The following is a 26,398-nucleotide window of genomic DNA, read 5'->3' as shown; positions in this document are numbered from 1 at the left end:
TCGATTGAGATCTTAAAATCAAAAAAAATCCGGCAAATCTGAAGACTGCCGGAATTTTTTTAAAGAATACTTTCGAAATACCTGAGTAACAAACCGACCCCATAAGCTGTGCCGGTTTTGGTCTTGGCAAATTCAGTGTCGGAAAAAGCCACGCCGGCGATGTCCAAATGTGCCCAGGCCGGGTGCTCGTGCGTAAAGGCCTGGAGAAACTTTGCAGCCGTGATGGCACCGGCAAAGGGTTTTCCATGGTAATTTTTGATGTCAGCGATTTCGGAATCCATTTCTTTTCCGAAGGATTCCCAAAGTGGAAGTGGCCAGGATTTTTCTCCGATTTCTTCTCCTGCGGATTGTAGTCCATAGGAGATTGTTCCGTCGTTGGTAAACAAAGCCGCGCATTCGTATCCGAAGGTACCGATGGCACTGCCGGTAAGTGTGGCCAAATCGATCACCTGATCCGGAGCGTAATTTTTGATCAGGTAAGAAAGTCCGTCAGCCAAGATCAGTCGGCCTTCTGCATCCGTATCGATCACCTCAATGCTCAATCCCGCATGGCTTCCGATGACTTCGGAAGGCAAATAGGCATCCTTGTCGATCGCGTTTTCCACCGCTGGAACGATGGAGGTCAGATTGAGGTGTAAGCCCAAATCTGCGACTAGCTGAGTAGTGGCCAAGACTGCTGCCGCACCGCCCATATCTGACTTCATGTGATGCATGCCTTGGGTTTTGATATTGAGGCCTCCTGTGTCAAAGGTGACTCCTTTGCCAACTAAGCCCACATGCTTTGAGGCCTTGGGATGACGGTACTCGATGATGATGAATCGCGGATCTTTTGCAGAGCCTCTACCTACTGCCAAAAAAGCTTCCAGTTTTTCTGATTTGGCCTTTTTGGAATCCCAAACTTTGACGTTCAGTTCAAACTTTTTCCCAAGATTTTTGGCCCAATCGCCGAGATTTTCCGGAGTGATTTTGTTGGGGGGAAGGTCGACTAGTTTAAATGCCTCGATTTTTGCGTCTGCGATTTTTCCGGCTCTTGCTGCTAAGTCTTTAGCCTTTTTCAGGGACGTGATGATTTCTACTTTGAGCTTACTGTGATCTTTGGGTTTCTCTTTTTTGAAAAACCCGATGGAATAAGCCCCCAGCTTGAAGCCTACCAAAGCGGCTTCAACATGGCTTTCGTCCATTTCGGCCGGAAAATCCAAAAGAACCTCTTTTTCGATCAGCGAGGATTGCTTGGAAAGGACGCGTCTCAAGCTGTTTTCTACGGTTTTGTAATCGGGATTTTCTCCTAAACCTATAAGTAGAACCAGCTGACCTTCTATTTCAAAGCTGAATTGACTGTCTTTTTTTCCTGAAAAAAGTAGAGAAGGAATGGTTTTTTGAAGATTTTTTTCGGTCAGTATATCGCTCACCTGATTTTCAAAAACAGGGATGACCCTCAGTCCTGTGGAAGAAGGGTTTTTGGGATTCAATTTGAACTGCATAGTAGGTAAGTTAGGAGGTTACTCCGGTTTGTCACTGAAAAAAAGCCATTCGATTGCTTTTGGAAACTCATCGCTCCAATAAGATTCATTGTGCTTTCCATGTTCATTGATTGAAAGCCGTACTTTCATTTTTCCCTGAAGGCTTTCTCTCTTGATCAGGCGTTTGCGAAATTTGGTCACATGGTCAACCATGGTTTCGCTTTCATCACCCCCGGCATAAAGGTAAATACGGGTATCCATGGGCTCGAAAAAATCCAAAAAACCCAATTTGATCTTTGGAATGACCCAAAGCGAGGGAGAGAAAATCATCAATTTGCCAAATACCTCCGGATACATCAATCCCGAAAAGATACTGACCAGACCCCCCATCGAACTGCCACCGATTCCGGTATGATCCCGTTCCGGCTTGGTTCGGTAGGTGCGGTCCACAAAGGGCTTCAAGGTGTCCGTGATAAAACGGATATATTGTTTTCCCTGTCCTTTTCCAAGGAGGGTCTTGCCCACATTGTATTCCTGCACACGCTCTGATTCTCCATGCTCGACAGCGATGACGATGATCTTGCCAATACCATAGTCTGACATCACGGCTAGCTTTTTATCAATTTGCCAGTTGCCAAATTCGGCATTTTCATTGAAGAGATTTTGAGCGTCCTGCAGATAGAGTACCGGATAATGCTCGGAGCTGGTTTCGTAGTCGTGGGGGAGAAGTGCCCAGATTTTTCGGGTCTTGTTGAGTTGGGGGATTTCAAATTCCTCTGAGATCAGGTGAATCTGGGGAAGTTGTGAAGGACGGTAAGGAAGCCAGTTTTTTCGCCATTTGGCTACTTTTTCCACTTTTACCGGTTGGTTATCCTTCCAGTGGCGGTTTGGGGTTCGGTTGCCATATTGATCAATTTCCACCTCAGACCAATCGCCTTTGGTAAATTTGTAAATCAGCTCTGCATCAAATTCGGATTCAGCAGGAAATTCATATTCATAGACACCCTCCTCGATCTTCTCCATCTTAAATCGGGCGTCTTGAGTAGCCCAATTATTAAAATTACCCGAAAGATATACGGGTCTGCTATCATCCTCATCTGCTTGAAGAATGATCTTTTTGGTATGGGTTTGTGAAGTAGGAGCTGCTGAAATTTCTGAAACCATTAGGGAGGGTGACTGCTAAAATTGACCCGAGGGGTCAAAAATAAGTTTTACGATGGGAAGAATGAAATTAAACTCACTTAATCGGGTTCTCCCGGTCTAAATCGGATTTCCTCAGGATAAGGGATGGCATGGATCAATTCTCCGTTTTGGATTCGTTGCTGAAGTCCCTTCCAATAGGCCGGATCAAATAAGTCTTTATGATAGGCTAGAAAATGGGGTTTCAAATCCGCTCTACCGATCATCCAACGCTTGAAGTCTTCCGGAAACACGTCGTTTTTTCTGATTTCATACCAAGGCTCTGAAGCATAAATTTGCTCATAGGTTTCCGGTTTGGGTTTTTCTCTGAAATTCATGTCCTCCAAAAATTCGATCTCGTCGTAGTCGTAGAAAATGACCCTTTTTTGACGGGTTAGACCAAAATTTTTGGTCATCATATCTCCCGGAAAAATATTGGCCTGAGCCAGTTGGAGGATAGCTCTCCCATAGTCTTCTACGGCTTTTTCCCCGTCTTTTGTGGAGCAGGTTTCAAGGAAAATGTTTAAAGGGATCATTTTTCTTTCCGTGTATAGATGTTTGATTATCAGTTGGTTGTTTTCGATCCGTAAAAGGGAATTGGCCGTGTTTTTGAGTTCTTTCATCAATTCAGGACTAACCCGATCGAGGGGAATTCTGAAATGCTCAAATTCATGGGTGTCGGCCATTCGTCCCACACGGTCATGCAACGAAACCAACTTGTATTTTTCCCTCACCTCTTGCCGAGTCATGTTTTTTGGAGGTTCAAAGTGGTCTTTGATGAGTTTAAAGACAATGTTCAAAGAGGGAAGTGTAAAAACCGTCATCACCATCCCCTTGATTCCCGGGGCTATTACAAACTGGTCAGTGCTATTCTGGAGGTGGTGAAGGAAATCCCGATAAAAAATAGTTTTTCCATGTTTATTAAAACCAATCGCATTGTAAAGCTCATGGATTTTTTTGTGTGGAATGACTGAACTCAAGAAGCCGACGATCTGAGAAGGCACTTCAGCTTCCACCATAAAATAGGATCGGGTGAAGCTGAACAAATGACTCATCAGATTGGGGTCAAAAATCAAGGTGTCCACATAGATTCCTTTGGGGCCATTGAGAATCGGAATAATAAATGGCATCCATTTTTTGCCGACATAGGTACGGCCGATGAGATAGGCAGCTTTGTTTCTGTAAAAAACAGGCTTGAGCAATTGCGTTTTGGTGCCTACCTCCACCTGATATCGGGTGAGAATGACCTCTTTCACTCCATTGACCAAAAACTGCACATCCTGTTCCTTATCCATAAATTGAACACCGAAGTCGAAATCCTCCAAAATCTGACGAATGATATTTTCCAAACCCATGGAGGCAGGGTAAGTAAGGAGTAGGTCGGAGTTTTCTCGGATTTCACAGGCATTATACCCTTCCATGACGTACATGAGCTCTTCATCCAAGGGATTGTTTGGAAAGGTCTTCCGAAAAACCGAGTTGAAGAAAGTTTCCGCCAACTCCACGTCGGGGCGCTGACTGATCATCTGTTGGTACGCTGATCTGATCAATTTCCAGATTTCCCGATTGGCACTGTCCGAACCGAGGATTTCCTGGAAAACTTTCGCCAGTTGGAAAAGTAAATCTTTGTAAAGCCTAAGCCTTTGTCTATGATTCAGTTGTGTAGCTTGCCAATTGCGTTGGGCAAAGTAAAGTGGAGCCAGCCGGGTGTAGGTATTGAAGCTTTCGATATAGGTCAGAAATCCTTCAAAAATCTTGGTCGCAAGTGGGAGAGCTCTGTTTGGCATAGGAAATTTGGTACTGAAGCTAAAAAAAAGATTTTTTTATAAAGTTGGAACATTTTTTTAAAAGGTAAATCCCTTGATTTTCTGTGAATTAAATAAGATTCTTGTTGGCCGAATAAAATTTTGAAAATTTTTCGCAATCGATTGTTTGGAGAGAAAAAAAACATTTTCTACTTTTCGAGTGTATTCATGAATTGAATATCTACAATAGGTTTAATAGGTTTGAGAGCAGGAAAAGGTCGGGTGATAGCCCGGCCTTTTTTAGTTTTGGTGCATGCAGGAGTTTCCGCATAATCTCCCTCTTTATTTGGGTATAGTGAAATAAAACACCGTGCCAACACCAGGTTCCGACTCCAACCAAATTTTACCTCCCCAACTTTCGACTTGTTTTTTGACCACAGCGAGTCCAATTCCTGTTCCTTTGTAATCCTCTTTTTTGTGAAGGCGCTGGAAAATGATGAACACCCGCTCATGAAATTCATTGGGGATTCCAATACCGTTATCCTGAATTGAGATCAACCAATCCCGTCCACGATCTGTGGCACTGACTTCCAATCGTGGGGGAGTATCCGGCTTGGAATATTTGATCCCGTTTTCCACCAGATTCTGGATCACTTGTGTCAAAGGTGCCCGGTAGGCCAATGCTTTGGGAAGTGTGGTGAACTTCACCTGGGCCTGTTTTTCTTCCATCAATCTTTTATTAAAAAGCAGGGTTTGATGGAGGATGTCCTGCAAATCCACTTCTTCTTTTTCACTTTCATTTTTCCCTGATCGGGAGTATTCAAGTAAATCCAAAATCAGCTGCCTCATTCTCTTTGCACCATCGACTGCAAAATTGATGTACAATTTTGCCTTGTCATCGAGGTGATGGGAGTATTTGGATTCGAGCATGGTCATAAACGAGGTGATCATCCGCAAAGGTTCCTGCAAATCGTGCGAAGTCACATAGGCAAATTGTTCCAACTCTTTGTTGGTCAAATCCAACTGTTTGATTTTTTCTTCCAGCTCAAGATTCAGTTGTTTGAGAGATTGTTCATATCGTTTTCGGTCCGTGATGTCCACCATTGCTCCCAAGGCGCGATTGGCTTTTCCGTTTTTGTCCCTGATAAAATAGGTTCGGTGCTGGATGTAGGCATAGGTTCCATCATTTTTCAGGAATCTGTATTCCAAAGAAAGATTGGCGTCTTGATTGATCCCAAACAAGGAGGCTTCAAACTGCGACTTAACAGTTGCTTGATCTTCGGGGTGCAGGATTTCGATAAAGTCCTGAAGTGAATGGATTTTTTTTGAGGATTCATATCCAAATTGAGAGTTGAACCCCTCACTTACAAATAATTTGGATTGGTGAATGTCATAGTCCCAAATGATGTCTTGAGTGGCCTTTGCGATGATTTCAAATCGCTCATTGGATTGAATGATCGCTTCTTCAAAATTTTTCCGCTCCGTGATATCCTTGAAAAATACACTTAGGGTATCATCCGAAGGATAGGCGTTGATTTCCAGCCATTTTCCAAACTCAGGGAAGTATTCTTCAGCCTTGAAATGGGAGTTTTTTTGAATGATATCCCGGTAGTAACTCAGAAATTTGGCTGCTGTCGAATTGGGATATCGGTCCCAAATAATTTCTCCCACGATTTCTTCCCTGGAAACACCGAGGATTTTTTCAGCGGCTTGGTTCCAGTAGTTGACTCTTTCCTGCTTGTCCAAAACGAAAAACCCATCCCCCAAACTTTCGAGGATTCTGGTTTTTTCCATTACCAGATTTTCAAGATCGACTTTGTCCTTTCGGCGTTTGATCGATGATTCGAGATTGGAGGTAAAATATCTTAAGAAATTGATTTCAGAGGGTCTCCATTCACGTTCATGGGTACATTCATCAAATCCAGCGAATCCCCAGAATTCATTTTCAATAAAAATGGGGAACATCAGTAGGGATTTGATGTCTTGGAATTCCAGCATTTCCCGTAAAGCCGGATCTTCGATATCCTTGACGTTGGCAATTAATGGCTGGTTTTTTTCAAGGCTATGGAACAAATCCATAAAATCATCTACTTCAATTTTCTCCAAAGCCGGATTGTCGATTTGAGGACTGATACCGGGAGCGACCCATTCAAAGGTTTGTTTGGCGTATTTTTTACCTGTTTGCGGATCATCCAGATTTTCAAAAAGGTATATCCGATCCACATGAACTGTGTTGCCGATCAGGTTAAAAGTGGTATCGATGACTTCAGACCAATTTTCTTCGACAAACAGGTGACCGATCACTTCTGTCAAAGAATTAAGTAGGGAATTTTGATATTGAATTTCCAGCTCGTCCAACTTTTGGGAATGAATGTCTTGGGCACTGCCATAAATTTTTATGCAGTTTCCATTGATATATTCTGCTTCCAGGACCAGCTTCACCCAAATGGAATCATTAAGGTAATCCCTTCGAATAAGGACTTCTAGCTCCAAGGGTTCTTCCACGTGTTCGCTGATGAATCGTTGATAAGCCCTTTTGACCGTCGCTTGGTCTTTTTCAGATAGCATCTTTAATGTTTTTCCGATAGAGACCTCTTGGTTGACCGGATAGTCTAATACCCACTTCAGGGAGTCGGACCAAATCATCTGAAGCTGGTCTGGACCTACTATAAACAATTCCCAACTTCCTACCCGAGCCAATCTTTTGGTGCTTTTAAATAGGCAGCTTTTGCTTTCTTGAAACGGATTTTCGGAATTGTTTTGATTGATTATACCTCTTGAGGTGGTTTGCTCTTCAATGATTTTGGCCTGTTCTTCTAAAGTGGCTTGTTGAATAATCAGGTTTATCGATTGGGTAGCCAATAATCTGAGGTGTTCCTGTGTCAATTCACTGATTGTTTTGGAATCGAAATCAAACAGGCAAATGGCTCCAACACGATAATCTTTGGGAAATTCTATAGGAAGCACTACCAGAGATTCTGGTGTTACCCCCGAAAGGAAAAATAAAGAAGCATGGTCCCATTCCTTGGAGAAGTGGTCTGTTTCGTAAAAATCTAAATTGGAATGAATGATTTTCTCCGCCAGCTTTTCAATGGTTTCTGAAGGATAATAGTCACAATCGAAACAATAAGTGAAGATTGAATTGTCCTCTTTTATTAAAATGATCAGGGCAGAGGAGAATCCGGTTAGCGCTTTCGCTAAATGAACAAAGGTTTCGAATTTTTCCTCCGTGTTTGCAAGGATGACTCGTTCAAAACTTGAATTCGAAGGAAAATAAGTTTTTTCGATTGTAGATGAGATCATAAGCACGAGTTCTAGGGAAATTAATCTTGGAAATCAGCAATGACAGTGATGGGGTGATTTTCTGATTCCCAACAGATGAGATTAATTCCCTTCAAAATTACGTGTAGAATGCGGAATTGGCTGTTTATGGAGGGAGTGTTCATTTACAAAGAAAGACATAACCGCATCTTTGTAGCTCTTTGGGAGCATCGAGTCTAATGTGTGTTTTATTAGTTTAAAAAATTATAGTGATATTTCAAGAAATAATATCATTGTCTAAATTCAATTAAAAAGTGATGCTTATTTATATTCTCATTTAGGTCGACTTATATGTTTTTTAGTCACAACATTTGAGATACTGTATCCAGTAATATTTAATTGGTTAAAAATACAAAAAAGTCCTTTTTAGGTGGCTCGTTTGGATAGTTGGATCCAATAATCTTCTATTTTTTGAATGGCCTCCAAAAATTCATTCATATCCACAGGTTTGGTGATGTAGCTGTTCGTATGGTTTTCATAGGCTCTTTGGATGTCCTTTTTATTGGATGAAGTAGTCAACATGATGACCGGGATTTTTTTCAGCTCTTCATGCTGTTTGATCCTTGCCAAGACCTCATGCCCATTGAAAATCGGAATATTGATGTCCAATAAAATCAAGTCTGGCACTTTTGCTTGGGTAAACGCTCCTGTTTGATGTAAAAAGTCCAAAGCTTCCTGCCCATTTCGGGCGACACTGATTTGAATATTGAATTTACTCTCTTCAAATGCCTCCTGTGTCAGTAAGATGTCGCCTTCGTTGTCTTCTACCAGTAATATGTGGACAGTTTTCATCTGTTTATAATTTGATTTTTAATGGTCAGATAGAATCTCGCATGGATTATAATCCTCTCTCTGTGTTTCGCTTGCGTCATGCTCGATTTCATCTGTTTATAATTTGATTTTTAATGGCCAGATAGCCTGTCCCGATCTTTCATCGGGAGAATGCCCCGGATAATCATTCCCCTGTGTGAGAAGCATTTACTCATGGGCATTTCATCTGTTTATAATTTGATTTTTAATGGCCAGATAGCCTGTCCCGATCTTTCATCGGGAGAATGCCCCGGATAATCATTCCCCTGTGTGAGAAGCATTTACTCATGGGCATTTCATGTTAGGATAGATTTAATTGGTTAGGTTCCGATGTGTTAGTCTCTTTTTTTAAACTGAAATAAAATGTAGACCCTTTTCCAACCTCTGATTCCACCCACACCTTACCTCCTCTGGATTCTATTTGTTTTTTAACCAAAGCCAAGCCAATACCGGTGCCTTCAAATTCCTCCCGGTTGTGGAGTCTCTGAAATATGACGAATATTTTGTGAAAGAACTCAGGATCAATCCCAATTCCGTTGTCCTGTACCATGAATTGCCAAGCATCCTCCATTTCTCTTACCGAAACGAAGATTTGTGGCGCGATATCAGGCTTCGAGTATTTAATCGCATTATCCAGAAGGCAATGAAATACTTGAGTCAGGGGCACTTTGGCGGTTTTGATCTTGGGTAGAGGGTCATAACTGATTTGGGCTGATTTTTCCTGAATTATTTTTTTTCTCAATACCAGGTAATCTTCCACAATTAGGTTTGGATCCACGATTTCATCCGGTTCCTTGAGTCGGCCTGCCCTCGAGTACTCCAACAGGTCGAGAATGATATGCTTCATTCTTTTTGCACCATCAATGGCATAGTGGATGTACTGATGGGCCCGATCATCCAGCTGATCCCCATATTTTCTTCTCAATTGATCCATAAAGCTGGAAATCATCCTCAGTGGTTCTTGCAAATCATGGGATGTGATGAAGGCAAACTGCTCCAGTTCTTCATTGGCAAGTTGGAGATCGTAAATATTCTTGATCAGGTCAGCATTGAGTCGCTTGAGTTCTCTTTCGTATTCTTTTCGATAGGTAATATCCGTGATGGCCCCGACCATTCGGATGGGTTTTCCTTGGTCATCTCTGATGATGATCCCTTTGTCCAAAACGGTCTTGGTGGTTCCGGATGGATGAAGGATTCGATATTCAAGTTCCCAAAGTCGGGTTTCTGGATTTGCCAGAGCTTCTTCTACACTTTCTTTGATCAAATCAATGTCTTCCGGATGGAAGTTGTCTTTCCAGAAATCTGTTCTTTTGAGGATCTTTTGAGGTTCATATCCGAATAACCTCTGAAATCCATTTCCTCGATAATAGATGTCTTTGCTGATATCCCAGTCCCAAATAGCGTCCGTAGTAGCTTCTGTCACCCGTTCAAATCGCTCATTGGCCTCTCGGATAATCAAATCTGTGGCCTTTCTTAAAGTCACGTCTTTGAAATAGACAGAAAGGCCTTTGGGAGAAGGGTAGGCTGTTACCTCAAACCATTTACCCAAAGTGGGATAGTGCTCTTCGAACGAAAGGATTTCATTGGTTTCTTTGGCGCGGTGGTACATGCGATAAAAATCCGAATCCACGGCATCTGCATATTCCACCCATAGATTTTTACCCAGGATTTCTTCTTTGTTTTTGAATAAAACCTGTTCTGCTACCCGGTTCCAATAAGTGACGATCCAATCATTGTCTACTGCAAAAAAGGCGTCACCGATGCTTTCCAGAATTTCATTTCGTTCTTCATAGGCTTTTTTAAGCTCTTCTGCTGCCCGTTTTCGCTCATCTATATTTTTGAAGTAAACCGAGACCCCATTTTGAGAAGCATAGGCATTCACATCATACCAGCAATTATCTCCGGGGTAGAAGTACTCGAAACTCTCGTTTTGTCCGGTGTCAGCGACTCGTTGGTAGAGCTTTTGGAGCACAGTTCCTCTGGCAGCAGGGAAGACTTCCCAAATATTTTCCCCAATTACCTCTTCCTTTTTTCGTTGGAGGAGAAGCTCAGCTTCTTTATTGAAATAGGTGAAATTCCATTGGCTATCCATGGCATAAAAAGCATCAGAGATACTGCCCAAAATTTCACTCATACGGATGTCCAGGGACTTTTTGTCCTGGATATCCTGATAGCTGCCAAAAATCCGGACACAGTTACCCTGAATGAATTCTCCTTCTCCAATGCATCGAACCCAACGGAAATTTCCCTTGGCGGTTTTGACCATCAGTTCTTCATCAAAGGAGGTTCCGGTGGCAATCAAGGTTTCTACAGCTTTTTTGATTTTGCCATAACTATCCGGAGTGTAGAATTCATATCCCCCCGAAAGTGAAGGATTGTAATCCGGGTTGACTTCCAGGATCTTTTTGACCATGGGAGACCAGTACATAAATTCTGACGTGTCAGATTTGCTCAGGTCCAATTCCCAGCTTCCGATTTTGGCCAGTTCAGAAGTCTCCTCATAGAGCATTTTTGATTTTACCTCATCGGTAATGTCAAAAACCATGGAGTTGAACATGATGGTTTGGTCAGGAAAAAAATAAGGGGTGCCGAATCCTTCGTGCCATCGGATTTCACCGGAGGGGAGAATATTCCTCCATTTGCTATGCCATTGCGTCTGATTGGAGAGGGAATGTTGGATATCCTTCAGTACCTGTTCGTAATCCCCTCCGGCCTTGATTTGATTCCAAATGATCTGCGTGTCTTTTTCACAATCTTCCGGCGAAATTTCCCAGATTTTCCGGGCGGCTTGGCTGACCGATTGGAGTCGGTCAGTCCCATCAGGAAACATAAAGTACTGAAACACCACACCCGGAAGGTCATTGGAAAGCGAATGGAGCTGAAACTGTGTGGTTTTGAGTTGGGTGATATCTTGGAAACTACCGAATACCCGAATGCATTCTCCTCTCAGGATTTCTGATCTCCCAATACATTTTACCCATTTTTCATTTCCTTTTGCAGTGATGATTGCCGCCTCAAACTCAAAAGTTTCCTCGGTTTTTTGAGCTTTGGAAATAATGGAGGCCACGATCTCCTGATAATCTTCCCGATAAAAATTGATCCCGGTAGCCAAATCAGGGTTAAAAAAGTCGGGATCGGTTTCATGGATTTCATGGATCACCGGAGACCAGTACACTTCTCCAGTCGACTGATCGATCTCCCATCCTCCGATGCGGGCAAGATGAGAGGCATCATCGACGATTTGTCTTAATTTTTTTTCTTCACTGATGTTTTTTGCTGTGGCATAGATCAATCCATCTTCCAAAATGGCATTTCCATGCCAATCCAGCCATACGGCCTTCCCGGATCGGGTGATCACTCTATTTTCAAATTTGAGAATTTCGCCGCCTTTTTCTACCAGTTTCGCAAAGTGGCGCATGGAGTATTCCTTGTCTGCCGGATGGACGAATTCATTGAAAGGTTTTCCTTGTATGTCGTTTTCCGAGTACCCCAACAACTCACAACCTGCCTGATTGATTTTGATAAAATGGCCCTGAAAATCCATCAGACATACCAGATCCGGTAGAGATTCGAATAGATGATGCAGATCATTTTCAATTCTTTTTCTATAAATCTCCACCCCAAGAAAAGTCTCCAGTTGTTCCAGCAAAATCATTTGGTTGGACAGGAAAGCTCCATCAGAGTTGGTTCCCAAGATCATCACACCAATCACTTCATTTTGATACCGTAAGGGGATACCGAAAGCAGATTTAAGGCCAGTCTGTTTTGCGGCATTTTTTCTAAAAAATTTTGATGCCTTATCCTGATGATTCCAAAACTGCGCCGATCCATTTTTTAATACCATTCCCGGAAGCCCCTTTCCCATAGCTATTTGGCCGATTTGCTCTTCATCTGCATAGAAAAGTTTTGAAATTTCCAACCGCACTGATTTCCCCAAAAGCCTCAGGTTTTTTTGATGGATATCGGGAAGCCACACCTCACACAGGGTCAGATTGGCAAATTCGGAAACCAGGTCACAAACCTGATTCAAGGCAGATTGAAGGTCACTTTTTTCAGAGAATGCCGTGCTTATTTTAGTGAGAAGTTCTTTGCGTAATTGTTTTTGCTTTTCCTTGGTCACATCCCGTTCGATGGCAATCCAATGGGTAAACCATCCTTTTTCGTTTGCGACCGGAGTCACAGCGAGATTGACCCAAAATTCTTCTCCGTTTTTTTTGTAATTGATGGTGGTGATCTCGCAGGATTCCCAATTTTGGAGAGCTTTCTTGAGACGTCCGAGCTCCGAAAGATCTGATTTGGGGCCTTGTAAAATTCGGGGAGATTGGCCTTTGACTTCCTCCAAAGTATAGCCCGTGAGTTTGGTAAATGCCTGATTCACATATTGGATCCGAGGACCCGGAGATTCGAGGGGTTCTGCTTCTGTGATCATCACGATATCATCGGTGTGGGTGATGACACTTTCGAGTAGTTTGAGGTGTTGTTCCTCTTCTTTTTGGGCGGTAATATCTTGTGCTGTACCTGAGAAGGAAATCGGCACTCCTTTTTCGTCAAACTTTACCCTGCCTTTTTCATGAACCCATTTGATTTTTCCGGATGGGGTGTAAATTCTATGGACAAAATCAAAAGACCGTTCTCCTGAAAGTGCAAGGGGCTGTAAATAATCAAATTCAGTCCGGTCATCTGCATGAATGGATTGGTAAAAAATATCAAAATCAGGCTTAAATACCTGAGGATCGACTTCCCAGATTTTGTAAACCTCTTCTGACCAAATGAATTCATTGGTTCGGAGGTCAGTGGACCAATAGCCCAGTTTGGCAATGGAAGTGGCCTCTTGAATCAAGGCTTTTGAATCTTCCAACTCTTTTAATTGGCGTTCTTTTTCGGTGACATCCAGGCAGGAAACCATGATTGCCTCAAGGCCCTGAAAAATAACCTTGTGGCCGTGGACCTCCATGAGCATGATTTCACCGTTTTTCTTTTGATGCTTAAAGGTGCCAAATCGGATGTTTCCAGACTTCTGATCAATGTCACTGTGCGCTGAAATAAGTTTTGGTACCTCCTCTTTAGGTCGGAGTTGCTTGATCGTCATGGAAAGGAACTCTTCCTTTGAGTATCCATAATGCGACAAAGCAGCATCATTCACATCCAGAATCCGCATGGATTGGATTTCATAAATCCAGTTGGGCAAAGGATTGTGATAAAAAAGTGAACTGTAATCTTGATAGTGCATGGGGTATTTTGGGTGAAAAAAAGATCTTCTCCTGACTCCAATGCAAGGCTTTGTCAGGAGATTTTCTTCATTCCATAAAGTTAATTTATGAATTAAATTTTAAATAATCAGGAATTCTTACTTAAATCAAAAAAACAAAAAATGTAAACGAACAGATTTTATTTGAAAATGAATGAAAAAACTGACCCAAAAGAAGCTTGATAATTACTCTTAACTCTGGACAAATCCATTTCCCTTTTTCCAATGAAAGTATTTCTAGGCCCTAGCAGTTTTTAACTCGGATTGAGTCAGGGAAAGTCACTGGCTTAGCATTGAAATTTCGATCTTTTTCATTTTCAACAGAGTTTCCAAGCCTTTCTTGCTATGGGAATTATCAGCTAAAAGGCGGGAGAGATGTTCAGGAATAACCTGCCAAGAGACCCCAAATTGATCCTTTAACCAGCCACATTGACCTTCCTCACCTTTCAGGGTAAGTTTTTCCCAGTAATAATCAATTTCATCCTGATTTTCACAAGGGATCACTAAGGATATGCCCTCGGAAAATTGAAACCCGTGATCCAGACCACTGTCCATTGCCACAAAAAGCTGCTTTCCCAAAGTAAATTGGGCATGGTTTATTTTTCCAGTCTGACTTGGAGAATCTTCCCCATATCTTGATATAAACTTGGTCAAGGAATCAGGGACAATGGAAGTATAAAAGTTTAAGGCTTCCTCCGCTTTCCCAAAATTTCTGCCGGTAAACATCATTGCCGGAGAATAATTTCCGTAGGGAGGTGCTTCAGGATGAGCCGTCAATTGCCAACTGACACCATAGCGATCTTGGACCCAACCATATTTTTCGGACCAAGGATAAGTACCCAAGGGCATCAATGCCTTTCCATCCTCCACTAGTTTTTCCCAAAGCTTTTCGACCAACCCGACCTCAGGAAATTCGGCATAAAAGGATAGGGCGGGAGAAGGGGTGAATTCGGGGCCTCCATTGAGCAGCATGAATTTTGAATTCCCGGCCCTCCAACTAGTCACCCAAGGGTTGCTTTCTTGGATGGATGCCTCAGGAAAAATGGAGACATAAAACTCCGCGGCTTCTTTGGCGGATTGGTTGGTCCAAATACAGGGGTAGATTGATTTCATCTGTTTATAATTTGATTTTTAATGGCCAGATGGAATGCCCCGGATAATCATTCCCCTGTGTGAGAAGCATTTACTCATGGGCATTTCATGTGGATTTGGTTTACCGTTCGCAAATTTGTTTGAGCACCTCCAGCGCTTGGGGCCAGATTTTAAGAAAATGGTCCCGGTATTCTCCTCCGCTTTCCATATCCACCATGAGTTTTGTTTTTTCTCCCAAGTTTATGAATGTGTAGTTTTCTGTGACTCCTGCAAAGGCCTCAATCTCAGGACCGGAGGTGATTTCTTCCCCTTTGGCCAAAAAACCGAGATGTTCTATGGAAATGTATTGGTTTTCAATACGGTCTGCAATTCTGCTGACCATCCCATCGATTCCATTTTCAGCTAGAAATAGAATTTTCGAGCCTTTTTCCCAAGATCCTTTGTAATGAGATCCGGGAGAAAAAGGATAGGTCCATTCTCGATAGCTTTTATCTTCCAACATCAGGGTAAACACCTTATTCACTGGGGCTTCGATTGAAATTTCAAAGTGCAGGGAGTCTTGTTGAAAACCTTCTACATAAGACTTGAAATGATCCAAAATCGCCTGCCAGCCCTGACGTTGCAGCTCTTCGGAATTCATTTTTTCAGCTTCAAAAAGCACCTTAACGGTGGTTTTATCCTGATGCGCTTGAAAGGTGACTTCGGCCTTTCGTCCATCACTTATGACATAGGATAAGAATTCATTGGGTTTGACTTCTTGAAATACTCCTTCAAAGTCAAATCCCATGCTGCCGTCTTTTGCCTCCATCCGATAGGAAAAGCTTCCTCCGGGCTCCAATTCGTTGGTTGCATGGGGGGAGTGCCAATCTTCTGAAGCGGCGTTCCATTTGACGATGTGGCGGGGAGAAGTGTAGGCAGTCCAAACCTGATTTACAGGTGCAGAAAGGGTGGCCTCGACTGTAATTTTTGATTTAGTGCTTTCAGACATGGGTTTGATTTTTAGTCTCTTCAATGATGTAAACAAATTTAAATCTTCCAACCCGGCAATCACTGGTGTAAAAATGACAATGAAGGGGTTTTTTGCGACAAGATTGGTTATTTTTAGAACTTGACCTGAATCAGATTATCCTACAAATACATCGACCTATGAAGAAGATCTTGATTTTAGCCATGGAGCAATCGGTAGTCCAGGCCATTGCCGGGGCTCAATATTGTTTCCAGACGGTGAATTTTTTCCTGCAGCAACAAGGACAATCCCCCCTGTTTGAAGTTCATTTGGTCGGGCTTTATGAGGAAGTGAACCCCGGTTTTCCAGGCTTTCGACTACAGCCGGATGTTTTGATTGAAAATTCCTTTCAGGGTGACTTGATTATTATTCCCCCACTTCTGGGTGATTTTTCTGAAGCGATCTCTTCCAATTCGAAGTTTTTACCTTGGATCAGAGCGCAGTATGAGTCAGGTGCAGAAGTAGCATCCTTGTGTGTGGGAGCATTTTTTTTGGCAGCTACAGGCCTGATCGAAGGGAAGCATTGCTCCACCCATTGGGGTTTTGTGGATCAGTTTAAGGCTATGTTTCCCGGAGTGAAGGTTCAGGACGGGAGTATCGTGACAGAGGAATCGGGGATTTATTCAAGTGGAGGAGCCAATTCTTATTGGAACCTGCTGCTGCATTTGGTGGAAAAATACGCAGGGCGAGAGATGGCCATATTGTTGTCCAAATACTTTGCTATTGACATCGATCGGGAATCTCAGGCTTCCTTTTCGATTTTCAAGGGTCAAAAAGATCACCCGGACAAACAAATCCTACAAGCCCAGGAAATCATCGAGAAAAATTTTGCCAAAGGTTTGACCGTGGATCTACTTGCTGAGCAAGTTCATTTGGGAAGAAGGAGTTTCGAGCGCAGATTCAAGAAACTGACCGGAAACTCGGTTTTGGAATATGTCCAGCGCGTCAAAATTGAAGCGGCTAAGCGCATATTTGAATCCAGCATAAAAAACTGCAATGAGGTTATGTGGGAGGTTGGATATACCGATGCCAAAGCCTTCAGAAAAGTCTTTCAGAAAATCACCGGCCTCACTCCTTTAGAATACCGAATGAAATACAATAAGGTAAGTAAAGCCGCTTGACATGATCTGAAGCAGCTCTTTTTGACGAGGTAAATCGATGATCAGATTTGTTTTTGTCCCCATTCTTCACTTAGCTTAAGGTTCTAATTTTAAAATATGAAGCAATATCGGCTACGTTCTTTTGGATTTTTCTGCGCCTTGGTGTTAGTCTGGGCTTGTGATTCTGGATCTGATTCCAAGCAAGAAGAGGCCATTCAGCCAGTTGCGAGCGAAAATCAATTGGGAACACTCAAGAATCAGATTTCATTGGCTCTTGTTCAAAAAAACAATTGGCTTAACCATTGGGCAGGTTCTTTGGGAGGATTCGATGAATCGGATTTTATATGGGTATTTACTGATTCCATAGATCCCATGGAGATGCCTGAGAAAAACCCGATTTTGGAGAAAGATCCTTTGCGCCCCTACCAGATTGCCCATCCTGAAGGTGACGGAGTGATGGATATTTACTCTTATAAAGTAGAAGCTCAGGAAGGATTGGACAGACCCTTCCTTAATCCGGATTCTGAGGTGATTTGGTATCGATCGGATGGGATGAAAGAGCGCCTGCTTTTTATAGGTCCATCGGGAATGTTTGAAGAAGGATTATGGTTGAGCCCGGTAGAATTTTTGGTATTGGGTTATTTTGAAGAAGATGAGGGATTTCGTCCGATGGTTTGGATGATCAATACCGAGAAGCATCAATTGAGTCAGTTTAAACTCAACAAAACCACCGAGAAATATCTTCCAGCTTCCTATCTGGATAAAAAACTAAAATCCGTGGATTTGGCATCCAATGGAAATTGATCGCTTAGTTCCCCAACTATTAGCCGCTTTGCGAAAACCTCTACCCGGAAAAGAGGCTCACCTTAGAATGTCTCCCCAACCGGTCGATTGGAGGAGGTTTACTTTGCATATCCCCGAGACTCATCGAAAAAGTGGGGTTTTACTGCTCATTTATCCCGAAAAGGGAATCGGCTTTTTCCCTTTGATCAAGCGACCTGTCTATGCCGGTGTGCACAGTGGGCAAATCGCCCTTCCCGGGGGTAAAATGGAACCGGGAGATCCGGATGTCACCTTTACGGCCTTGAGGGAAGCAGAGGAAGAAATTGGAATAGATGCCGGGAAGGTTGAGGTTTTGGGCAAACTTTCAGATTTGTATATCCCAACCAGTAATTTTTTGGTCACTCCGGTGATTGGTTTGATCTCCGACAAACCCAGATTTGTACCCGAACAAAAGGAGGTGGCTAAAATTATTTCCACGGCGATTTACTCCTTGACAGCGCCTGAAAAAATCAAACATACCGAGCTGTCGGTCGGGGAAGGAATTCGGTTGAATACACCCTATTTTGACATTTCCGGAGAAATCGTCTGGGGGGCCACGGCGATGATTCTAAGCGAACTGCTTTTACTTTTGGAAAGCAAGGACCATTAATCATTCGTCTTTTTGGGCAATTGTTGGTATTGTTGTATCAGAATAGAAGACCCAAATGATGGAAGAAAACACCCCTTTATTGACCAATGATGCAGTCGTGTTTGGACTGTTGATGGCAACTTTGGCATTTGTATTCGCCACTTCTGCCAGCAAGCATCCTTTTTGGGTCAGATTTTACACGTATGTGCCTACGGTTTTGCTGTGTTATTTTATTCCGGCTGTATTCAATTCTTTGGGCTTGATTTCCGGAGAATCTTCCAGTTTGTATAAAGTAGCCTCCCGCTATCTTTTGCCTGCCTCGTTGGTGTTGTTCACGATTAGTATCGATTTGAAAGGAATCTTAAGATTGGGCCCCAAAGCATTGACCATGTTTTTGGCGGGGACTTTGGGAATTATGCTGGGTGGTCCACTTGCTTTATTGACAGTAGGATTCGTGTATCCGGATATTTATTCCGGTTCAGGTCCGGATGAAATCTGGAGAGGTCTCTCAACGATTGCCGGAAGTTGGATTGGAGGAGGTGCCAACCAAACGGCCATGCTGGAGGTGTTTGGGGCCAGTCCGGTGCTTTTTGGGCAGATGATTGCGGTGGATGTGCTGGTGGCCAATCTTTGGATGGCTTTCCTGTTGTATTGGGCTGCTAAGCCGGAGAAATTGGATAAACTTTTAAAGTCTGACACCTCTGCCATTTATGAGTTGAGAGATCGGATTGCCAAGTTTAGAGAAGGGATCATGAAGATTCCCAGTCTCAAGGATTCCATGCTTATTTTCGGAGTTGGATTTGGAGTCACGGGCATAGCCCATTGGGGTGCGGATTTTCTTGCACCATGGTTTGGGACAAATTTTCCCGAGTTGGATCAGTATTCGCTCAACTCCGCATTTTTCTGGATTGTAGTGATCGCCACCACGGCTGGTTTGCTTCTTTCGTTTACCCGGGCGAGGGATTTGGAAGGGGCAGGGGCGTCCAGAATGGGTTCAGTTTTGCTCTATGTCTTGGTAGCCACGATAGGGATGCAAATGGATTTGGGAGCCGTGTTGGACAATCCGATACTTTTTCTGATCGGGATCGTTTGGATGATTTTTCATGTTCTGATCATGATCTTGGTGGCGTGGATTATCAAAGCTCCTTTCTTCTATGTGGCAGTGGGATCTCAGGCTAATGTGGGAGGTGCGGCGTCGGCTCCGATTGTGGCATCCGCATTCGATGCTTCCTTGGCTCCCGTCGGTGTATTGCTGGCAGTATTGGGGTATGCGGTAGGTACTTATGGAGCTTATCTGAGTGGGTTGATGATGCAATGGATATCCGGCATGTGATGAAACATTCGCGAAAATTGGTTTTTTGTTGTGCTGGATCAGATTGTAAAAAATCCGGTGCCAAATTGATTCGCAAAGAGTTGAAGGAGTCTTTGCAGGAAGGTGACCTCAAAGGAAAGGTCAAACTAATCCAGACGAAGTGTATGGACATGTGCAAATCTGCTCCGGTAGTCATTGTGGGTGATCATTTTTGCAAAAAGACTACTTCTGAAAAAGTCCTTAATCAATTAAAAAAGCCCTGAAAATCAGGGCTTCATAGTTAGATTTTTGTGGTTTTTACCGCTGTGCCACTCACCGTCACCATCAGCATCCCATCACGGATGGTCTCATAGTCCAGGTCGATACCAATGATCGCATTGGCTCCAAACTGCCTGGCCTGCATTTCCATTTCTGCAATGGCTGTGGCTTTGGCTTCTCTCAAGACTTGTTCGTAGGCAGAGGATCTTCCCCCGACGATGTCGGTGATGCTGGCAAAAAAATCTTTGAAGATGTTGGCTCCGATGATGGTTTCTCCGGATACAATACCCAGGTATTGGTCGATGGTATACCCTTCCAGATTGTTTGTGGTTGTGATGATCATAGTTTTGGATTTGAAATTGAAATCTAATTTAGGCTTTCACCACGTATTTGACGGAAAGAAGTTTTCCGGAAACAGGTAATTATTGGGCCCTAAGTCTCGATACAGGTCATTCTTTTACAAAATGATGGAAACCCGTTGTGATTCCTGAATTCTTTTTAAATATTAGTCGGTTCCCAAATGGGATAGTGTTATTTTTCAGAGACACCCAAAAAGACCTATGAATCAGTTTCAGCAATTCGATATTTCTGATTTTCTCAATGAAATTCAGGAACCCTTGTTTCTGATGGATTCGGAAGAGATTATTTTCTTCAATCAATATTTCCGTGAGAATTTTGAATTGCCCGGTGATAAATGGAAGTCTTTTTTGGACCTCGAGGAGCTTCAGCAGGAGTTGATTCGGTTTTTTAAGACGGGAGATCTTCCTTCATCCCGGCTGGTGAAGTCAATTAAGGGCCTGGACGGTGAAAAACACGGCTTCGAATGGGTGTTTATCAATCTTCCTTCCAGCTATACCGATCGGTTTTTGATCGTCAAGGGCAACCGTATCAAGACCGATTTTGATCAAGAACAAGAAGCCGAGCTGAGGCAAAAGGGGGTGATGACCGAGGAGCTTCGCTACATGCAAAGCATTCTCAACAATAGCCATGACCTCATAGTCATCTTGGACAAAGCAGGGAACTATCAGTTTGTCAGTAAATCGGTAGAAGCAAAAATCGGGATTCCGGTTTCAGAGTTGCTTGGAAGAAATTTCAGAGAATTTTTGGATTCGGGAATATTTGAAATCGTCAAAGGAAGCTTTGAAGAGATATTGAGCTCAAAAGAGGAAGTGGCGCTTGATTTTTGGGTCAACCTTCCCAACGGCAAACGCATTTACTTGGAAAGTTTTGCCAAAAATCTCCTCGATCACCCTCAGATTCAAGGTATTCTCTTTAGTTCCCGGGATATCACCGATTTTATCCAGACTTCCCAGTCTTTGCAAAAGCGCTATGAAATAGAAAATCTGGTCAATCTGATTTCTGCCCAACTGATCAATGGAAAGTGGTCCAATTTGGAGGATGAATTCGATAAAGCCTTGATCCAATTGGGAAAAATGCTGGGTGCGGAGAGCTCCAAAATTCTCATTATCAACCGGGATACCAGAGAGTTGGAGGTGCTGAACAGCTGGACCAATGATGAACAATCCGGGTTTGGATTGGAATATAGTCCCCGATATTTCGCTGTCATCAATACCAGTAGAAAAGACCTGGAAAAAGGGAAAGTAAAGCAGGCTTTGATCCCGATCAAAACCATGCCTATGGGAAAACTCCATTCGGAAGCAAGGCTTTTGATGATTCCTTTGATTTCGGGAAAAAAGCTCCTGGGAATAATCCAATTCGATTTTTTGCCGGATAAGTTTACTTATTCCGAAAAGGAGATTCAGGTTTTCAAGCAGTTGGGAGACATTCTGGCAGGGGCTTATTTGGGCAGTCAGATGATGAGTCGCCTTCAGCGTAATGAGAACCTGCTAGCCAGTACTGAATTGCTGTCCAATTCCGGCTCTTGGAGATTTGGCTCCCATCAAAACAGATTTCACTTTTCCGGCGGATTGTCCAAGATTTTGGGCATGGGCATGCAGCCGATTGTAGCCGATTTTGCTTCGTTGATTTATAAAATTGACAAAGAACATCGGGCCGAATTCATCAAAAATCTCAAGGAAGCTTCGCTCCATCTAAGTCGAACATCCGGGGAATTTACCATTACAGATGAGGAGAAAGGGGTTCGCTATATCAGTTACGAGATTGAGGGAAGAAAGGACTTTTTAAGTCAAGGTCTGGAGATTTATGGGTTTTGTGCCGATATCACCCACAAGAGGGCGACCGATGGGTATTTGAGATTACAGTCTCAGATCCTGGCGCAGGTGAGTGATCCGATCTTAGTGACCAATTTGGCACTGGAGGTAATATATCTCAATGAATCAGCTATTCAGCTTTGTTGCCCACAGACAGCGAGGAATTTCAAAGGTTATTTGGAGGGGTTGGTCTCGATCCGATGGAGTGAAAATGAAAATCTAAAGGAAATCGCTGAGAAACTGGCTGTGGGGCAGATTTGGAAGTCCGAGCGGTTTATCCATACGAGGCATACCCAATCCTCGCCATTTGAGGTGACCCTGCAACCTATTCTGGCAGAGGGGGAGGAGAAAATCGGATATTCTCTGATACTCCACAGTTTGGCGGAGAAATATCATTCTGAGTTGGTCTCCAGAAGAGCCAAGCTGATCGTTGAGAATAGCCCGGTTATCCTCTTTAGTGTGAATCCCAGTGATCAATATCGAATCAAATACATATCCGAAAATATCAACAGGTTTGGATATGATGCCTCCACGCTCATGCAAAATGAAACTCCATTTTTGGAGTTGCTCCATCCTGAGGACAAGGAAGTGATATTGGATTTGGCGAAAAAGAATACCGGATCCGGGGGGATTCGGTCTTTTTCCGGAGAATACCGCATCCGTAAAACGGATGGTTCCTATGTTTGGGTGGAGGATAAAACCTCCGACGTGGAAAATGAGGAGGGGCAGGTCATCCTCCATGAGGGCCTTTTTCAGGATATTTCTGATCGAAAAAGACTGGAAAACATTCAAAAAGAAAGGGATAAGCAATACCGGGTGTTGGCTTCCAATATTCCCCGAACCAATATTTTTCTCCTGGATTCTCAGAGGAGATACATTTTGGCCGAAGGAACCAATTTTGATATTTGGGGCCTCAAAAGAGAAGATTTTGAAGGGAAGCACCTTCGGGATTTTCAGTTGACAACGTATGAGGAGGTCAATGCCATCTTGGATCGGGTGTATCAGGACAGAGAAATTGTCGAAACCGAGTTTTCGATCAATGGTCGCCAATATCACCGGATCATCAGGCCCATTATTGAAAATGATCAGGTGGAGTATGCACTGAGTATTGTGAGAGATATTCAGGAAGAATACCAGGCAAAACAGGATTTGATCAATTCGGAGGAAAAGTACAGACGCTTGGTCGAGGAATCCACGGAGATCATTTTCTCCCTGACCGAAACCTTCCTGCTTCATTATGTGTCGCCCAATGTCAAGCAGTTTTTAGGTTATGACTCCGAGGAAGTGATCGGTAGAAGCATTTTTGAGTTTTTGAATCCGGACGATTTGGATCAATTCCGAATCATGATGGGAGAGAAAAAGGATATTTTGTCTACCACCCAGTTTTTGGAGTTTAGGCTCCGGCACAAGGACGGGACCTTTAAAGTGTTCAGTTCCAATAGGAAAATGATTCAGGATAAACAGGGAATTCATCGGTATTACACCGGAGTGGCCAGGGATATTTCCAAATTGAAGGAGGCTGAAACCGAACTGAGAATTGCGAAGGAAAAAGCAGAACAGGCCTCTTTGGTTAAGTCTCAGTTTTTGTCCGTAATGAGCCATGAGATCCGGACGCCCATGAATGCAGTGATTGGTCTTGCCCATTTTCTCATGGAAGAAAATCCACGGCCTGATCAGTTGGAAAACCTGAAAACACTTCAGTTTTCAGCTGAAAACCTGATGGCGCTGATCAACGATATCTTGGATTACAATAAGATTGATTCGGGAAAAGTAGAATTGGAAAAGGCGCCTTTTGATATCCGAAATGTGGTGCATCGTATCGTCCATTCCCATAGTTTCCAAGCCAATGAAAAGAATCTAAGGCTAAGTTGCGAAATAGACGAGGCAATTCCTGAAACGCTGATTGGAGATTCGCTCCGTTTGGGACAGGTAGTCAACAATCTGGTGTCCAATGCGGTGAAATTTACAGACAAGGGCTTTGTGCGAATTTCCCTATCCCGAGAATATACCCGAAACGGCATCACCGATATTCGATTTCTCTTTGAAGATTCAGGGATAGGAATCCCTGATTCAAAGAAGAAGACCATTTTTGAGGCATTTACCCAGGCATCATCGTCCACCAGTAGAAAATACGGAGGGACGGGATTAGGCTTGGCTATAGTCAAGCGCCTGGTGGAATTATACGGTGGGGAGATTGAGCTTTACAACCGGAAATCAGGAGGGAGTGTGTTTGAGTTTACTCTTCCTTTTGAATTCATTGATCAAAAAGCCCTTGAAGCAGAACGGGCTGCCCAAACTGTCTCAAAGTCCCTGGAAAAGGCCTCGATCTTGGTGGCTGAGGATAATGTGGTCAATCAGATTTTGATTCGGAAGTTTTTGACCAAATGGAACGCAGGCAAATTGGTGATTGCAGGAGATGGGAAAGAGGCACTGGAAATGTTTGAGCATGAATCCTTTGACTTGGTCTTGTTGGATCTTCAGATGCCGGAATTGGATGGGTTTGAAGTAGCTGTGAAAATCAGGGCAAATTTGGACAGGGAAAAAGCTCAAGTTCCCATACTTGCGTTGACCGCGGCCTCTTATCAAGAGGTAAAGGAGGATTTGATTCTTTCTGGCATCGATGATTTTATTCCTAAGCCTTTTTCTCCCGAAGTGCTGTATGAAAAAATTATTAAGGTTCTGAATCCAAAAGATCCTGATGAAATTGTGGTTTAGCACTAATTTTGCCGAGGGGATGCTGCCAAGCTGGTATTCAGTCCAAAATTTAACCCATGATTCACTTCAAAAGAATTCTCTTCATTTTTTGCCTGACTTTGATCACCGTTGTGGTTGGTGCCCAAGGACTCATTGAGAAAAGATCATCATTTTATGGGTTTACCGGTACTTCTGGTGCTAATATCCGCCAATTCAATTCCTTGCTTGAAGAAAGAGGACTTTCCCCTATCCGAAATAGGTATCGTTCGTATGGGTTGGGATATCAGTCCCGAATCAATGATTTTTTAATCGGATTTGAACTTTCACAGCATCAAAGTAAAACCAGTGATTTTGACGATTTCCAAATCAAATACCGGACCTCCAGAGCATTGATCAATGTGGGTTATTCCCTCACCGAAGAAGGCAAATTTCAATTGATTCATTACATGTCTTTGGGAATGGGTTATTTGAATTTTCAGATGCTTCCTCAAAATCAGGAGAAAAATCTCGAGTTGTTTCTCTTGGATCCCAAAGAAGGTTTTATTCTCAGGAAAAACGATATTCATAAAGGCACGAGTCGATTTGGTGATTTTTTGACTGAAATAGGTTTTCAGGCGAGCTATGACTTTGATTTGCCCGGACGGAAAGAATCCCTGGAAATTTTAGCCAAAGTCGGCTATTCTTTCAGCCCGTTTGAGGGAAGTTGGTCTCTGAACGGTATTGCTTTTGACAATGCCCAGGCAGGCGCTTTTTTCAGAGTTGGGGCAGGAATTTCGCTTCCTGACAGGAATTTTTTCTATAAAGATGCGACAATCGGAATTTCCCTGATTCGGGGAGTACATTTCAAAAGTCCCGAGAAATTCAATTCTGTTCTGGAAGATTACGGGTATCAGCCACTGGAAGGTAAACCTTCCAATTGGGGAGTTAGAATTCTTGGTGAAACGGATGGCTTGCTGTATGGTGTGGATGTATTCAACTTGGCAATGAAAGGGCGTGCAAGCAATTCCCAAGATCATAGCCTAAACAGTGTGCGGGTCTATGGGAACGTGGGGCATAAGTTTTTTCAATATAAAAATTTCGCTTTGGGAGCCATGGGTGGTGTTGGATTCGGAAACCTTCGATATACCCTTTCTTCCAAAAATAAGCCTGATTTCCCCGAGTTATTTGAGGAAAGGTATTTTGACGGGTATTTGAGAAGTTCGGGAGTCATGTTCAAACCTGAGGCCTTGGTAGAATACGGATTGCCTATGACAAAAAGAAAGTTTTTTGATTTGGTGTTTTCTGCCTCTGCCGGCTATGAGCTAGCCTTTCCTTCCTATTCTTTAGGGGAAATTTCGATGAGTGAATACATGTCCGGACCATTTCTGATGTTCGGAGTAGGAGTAAGGCCTTAATTGTATTTTTCAAGAAAGTCAAAAAAAACGACCAATTGATCTTCACCTCCATAATGGGAAAGGTGATTTATTGAAAATTTGATCTTACATTTGAACTGCTTATCGAGAAAGACCGAGGGAAGGGCCCTGCGACGTCTTAGCAACCTGATCACAAGGTGCTAACTCCCGTTCCGGAAATGCCGGAAAAAGATGAGCGG

The 26,398-nt window shown here is 43.0% G+C and carries 16 protein-coding genes and 1 riboswitch; of the genes, 7 read left to right on the top strand and 9 right to left on the bottom strand.

Going from position 1 to position 26,398, the window contains the following annotated elements; all coding sequences use genetic code 11:
- Window positions 1-59: 59 nt before the first annotated feature.
- The 8 genes from CLV31_RS09285 to CLV31_RS09250 all read right to left on the bottom strand — a co-directional run bounded on the left by CLV31_RS09285 (window position 60) and on the right by CLV31_RS09250 (window position 15,843).
- Entirely contained in the window at window positions 60-1,481 is a 1,422-nt protein-coding gene (locus CLV31_RS09285; protein ID WP_111392606.1) for a leucyl aminopeptidase family protein, read from the bottom strand.
- An 18-nt stretch (window positions 1,482-1,499) separates the two neighbouring features.
- A complete protein-coding gene (locus tag CLV31_RS09280) occupies window positions 1,500-2,624 on the bottom strand; it encodes an alpha/beta hydrolase (RefSeq protein ID WP_111392605.1) in 1,125 nt (374 codons plus the stop codon).
- 77 nt (window positions 2,625-2,701) lie between these two features.
- Window positions 2,702-4,426 (bottom strand): bifunctional isocitrate dehydrogenase kinase/phosphatase, encoded by a 1,725-nt coding sequence (gene aceK, locus CLV31_RS09275; protein ID WP_111392604.1) that lies wholly within the window; start codon window positions 4,424-4,426, stop codon window positions 2,702-2,704.
- 300 nt (window positions 4,427-4,726) lie between these two features.
- Window positions 4,727-7,687 (bottom strand): GAF domain-containing sensor histidine kinase, encoded by a 2,961-nt coding sequence (locus CLV31_RS09270; protein ID WP_111392603.1) that lies wholly within the window; start codon window positions 7,685-7,687, stop codon window positions 4,727-4,729.
- A gap of 384 nt (window positions 7,688-8,071) precedes the next feature.
- Complete coding sequence (locus tag CLV31_RS09265) at window positions 8,072-8,497, bottom strand: response regulator (protein WP_111392602.1); 426 nt, start codon at window positions 8,495-8,497, stop codon at window positions 8,072-8,074.
- Window positions 8,498-8,816: 319 nt separating this feature from the next.
- Entirely contained in the window at window positions 8,817-13,745 is a 4,929-nt protein-coding gene (locus CLV31_RS09260) for a PAS domain S-box protein (protein ID WP_111392601.1), read from the bottom strand.
- 297 nt (window positions 13,746-14,042) lie between these two features.
- The gene (locus CLV31_RS09255; protein ID WP_111392600.1) at window positions 14,043-14,876 is read right to left on the bottom strand and encodes a VOC family protein; all 834 of its coding nucleotides are present in this window, start codon (window positions 14,874-14,876) and stop codon (window positions 14,043-14,045) included.
- Window positions 14,877-14,976: 100 nt separating this feature from the next.
- The gene (locus CLV31_RS09250; RefSeq protein WP_111392599.1) at window positions 14,977-15,843 is read right to left on the bottom strand and encodes an SRPBCC family protein; all 867 of its coding nucleotides are present in this window, start codon (window positions 15,841-15,843) and stop codon (window positions 14,977-14,979) included.
- Between the two features lie 158 nt (window positions 15,844-16,001).
- On the opposite strand from CLV31_RS09250, the gene CLV31_RS09245 reads away from it, so the two are divergent.
- The 5 genes from CLV31_RS09245 (at window position 16,002) to CLV31_RS09225 (ending at window position 19,947) form a co-directional block, all read left to right on the top strand.
- Entirely contained in the window at window positions 16,002-16,982 is a 981-nt protein-coding gene (locus CLV31_RS09245; protein ID WP_111392598.1) for a GlxA family transcriptional regulator, read from the top strand.
- A gap of 96 nt (window positions 16,983-17,078) precedes the next feature.
- Entirely contained in the window at window positions 17,079-17,765 is a 687-nt protein-coding gene (locus CLV31_RS09240) for a bifunctional isocitrate dehydrogenase kinase/phosphatase (RefSeq protein ID WP_111392597.1), read from the top strand.
- A 28-nt stretch (window positions 17,766-17,793) separates the two neighbouring features.
- Window positions 17,794-18,393, top strand: a complete 600-nt coding sequence (locus CLV31_RS09235) for an NUDIX hydrolase (RefSeq protein WP_245943368.1) — start codon at window positions 17,794-17,796, stop codon at window positions 18,391-18,393.
- Between the two features lie 58 nt (window positions 18,394-18,451).
- Window positions 18,452-19,705, top strand: coding sequence for a DUF819 family protein (locus CLV31_RS09230; protein WP_111392643.1), 1,254 nt, complete (start codon window positions 18,452-18,454; stop codon window positions 19,703-19,705).
- Window positions 19,687-19,947 carry a (2Fe-2S) ferredoxin domain-containing protein gene (locus tag CLV31_RS09225; RefSeq protein WP_317048781.1) on the top strand — a complete coding sequence of 87 codons (261 nt, stop codon included), beginning with the start codon at window positions 19,687-19,689 and terminating at the stop codon, window positions 19,945-19,947. Before CLV31_RS09230 ends, CLV31_RS09225 begins: the two co-directional genes overlap by 19 nt.
- A gap of 17 nt (window positions 19,948-19,964) precedes the next feature.
- Here CLV31_RS09225 and CLV31_RS09220 read toward each other — a convergent pair whose 3' ends face one another.
- Window positions 19,965-20,285, bottom strand: coding sequence for a YbjQ family protein (locus CLV31_RS09220; protein WP_111392595.1), 321 nt, complete (start codon window positions 20,283-20,285; stop codon window positions 19,965-19,967).
- A 217-nt stretch (window positions 20,286-20,502) separates the two neighbouring features.
- On the opposite strand from CLV31_RS09220, the gene CLV31_RS09215 reads away from it, so the two are divergent.
- Both CLV31_RS09215 and CLV31_RS09210 read left to right on the top strand, forming a co-directional pair.
- Window positions 20,503-24,828 carry a PAS domain S-box protein gene (locus CLV31_RS09215; protein WP_111392594.1) on the top strand — a complete coding sequence of 1,442 codons (4,326 nt, stop codon included), beginning with the start codon at window positions 20,503-20,505 and terminating at the stop codon, window positions 24,826-24,828.
- Window positions 24,829-24,884: 56 nt separating this feature from the next.
- A complete protein-coding gene (locus tag CLV31_RS09210) occupies window positions 24,885-26,201 on the top strand; it encodes a hypothetical protein (RefSeq protein ID WP_245943367.1) in 1,317 nt (438 codons plus the stop codon).
- Between the two features lie 96 nt (window positions 26,202-26,297).
- Window positions 26,298-26,397: riboswitch (SAM riboswitch) on the top strand.
- Window position 26,398 lies beyond the last annotated feature (1 nt).

It is taken from the genome of Algoriphagus aquaeductus (genome assembly GCF_003253485.1).
Lineage (GTDB): Bacteria > Bacteroidota > Bacteroidia > Cytophagales > Cyclobacteriaceae > Algoriphagus > Algoriphagus aquaeductus.
Note: the sequence above shows the minus strand (reverse complement) of the source record. Positions and strands in the feature narration are given on the sequence as shown.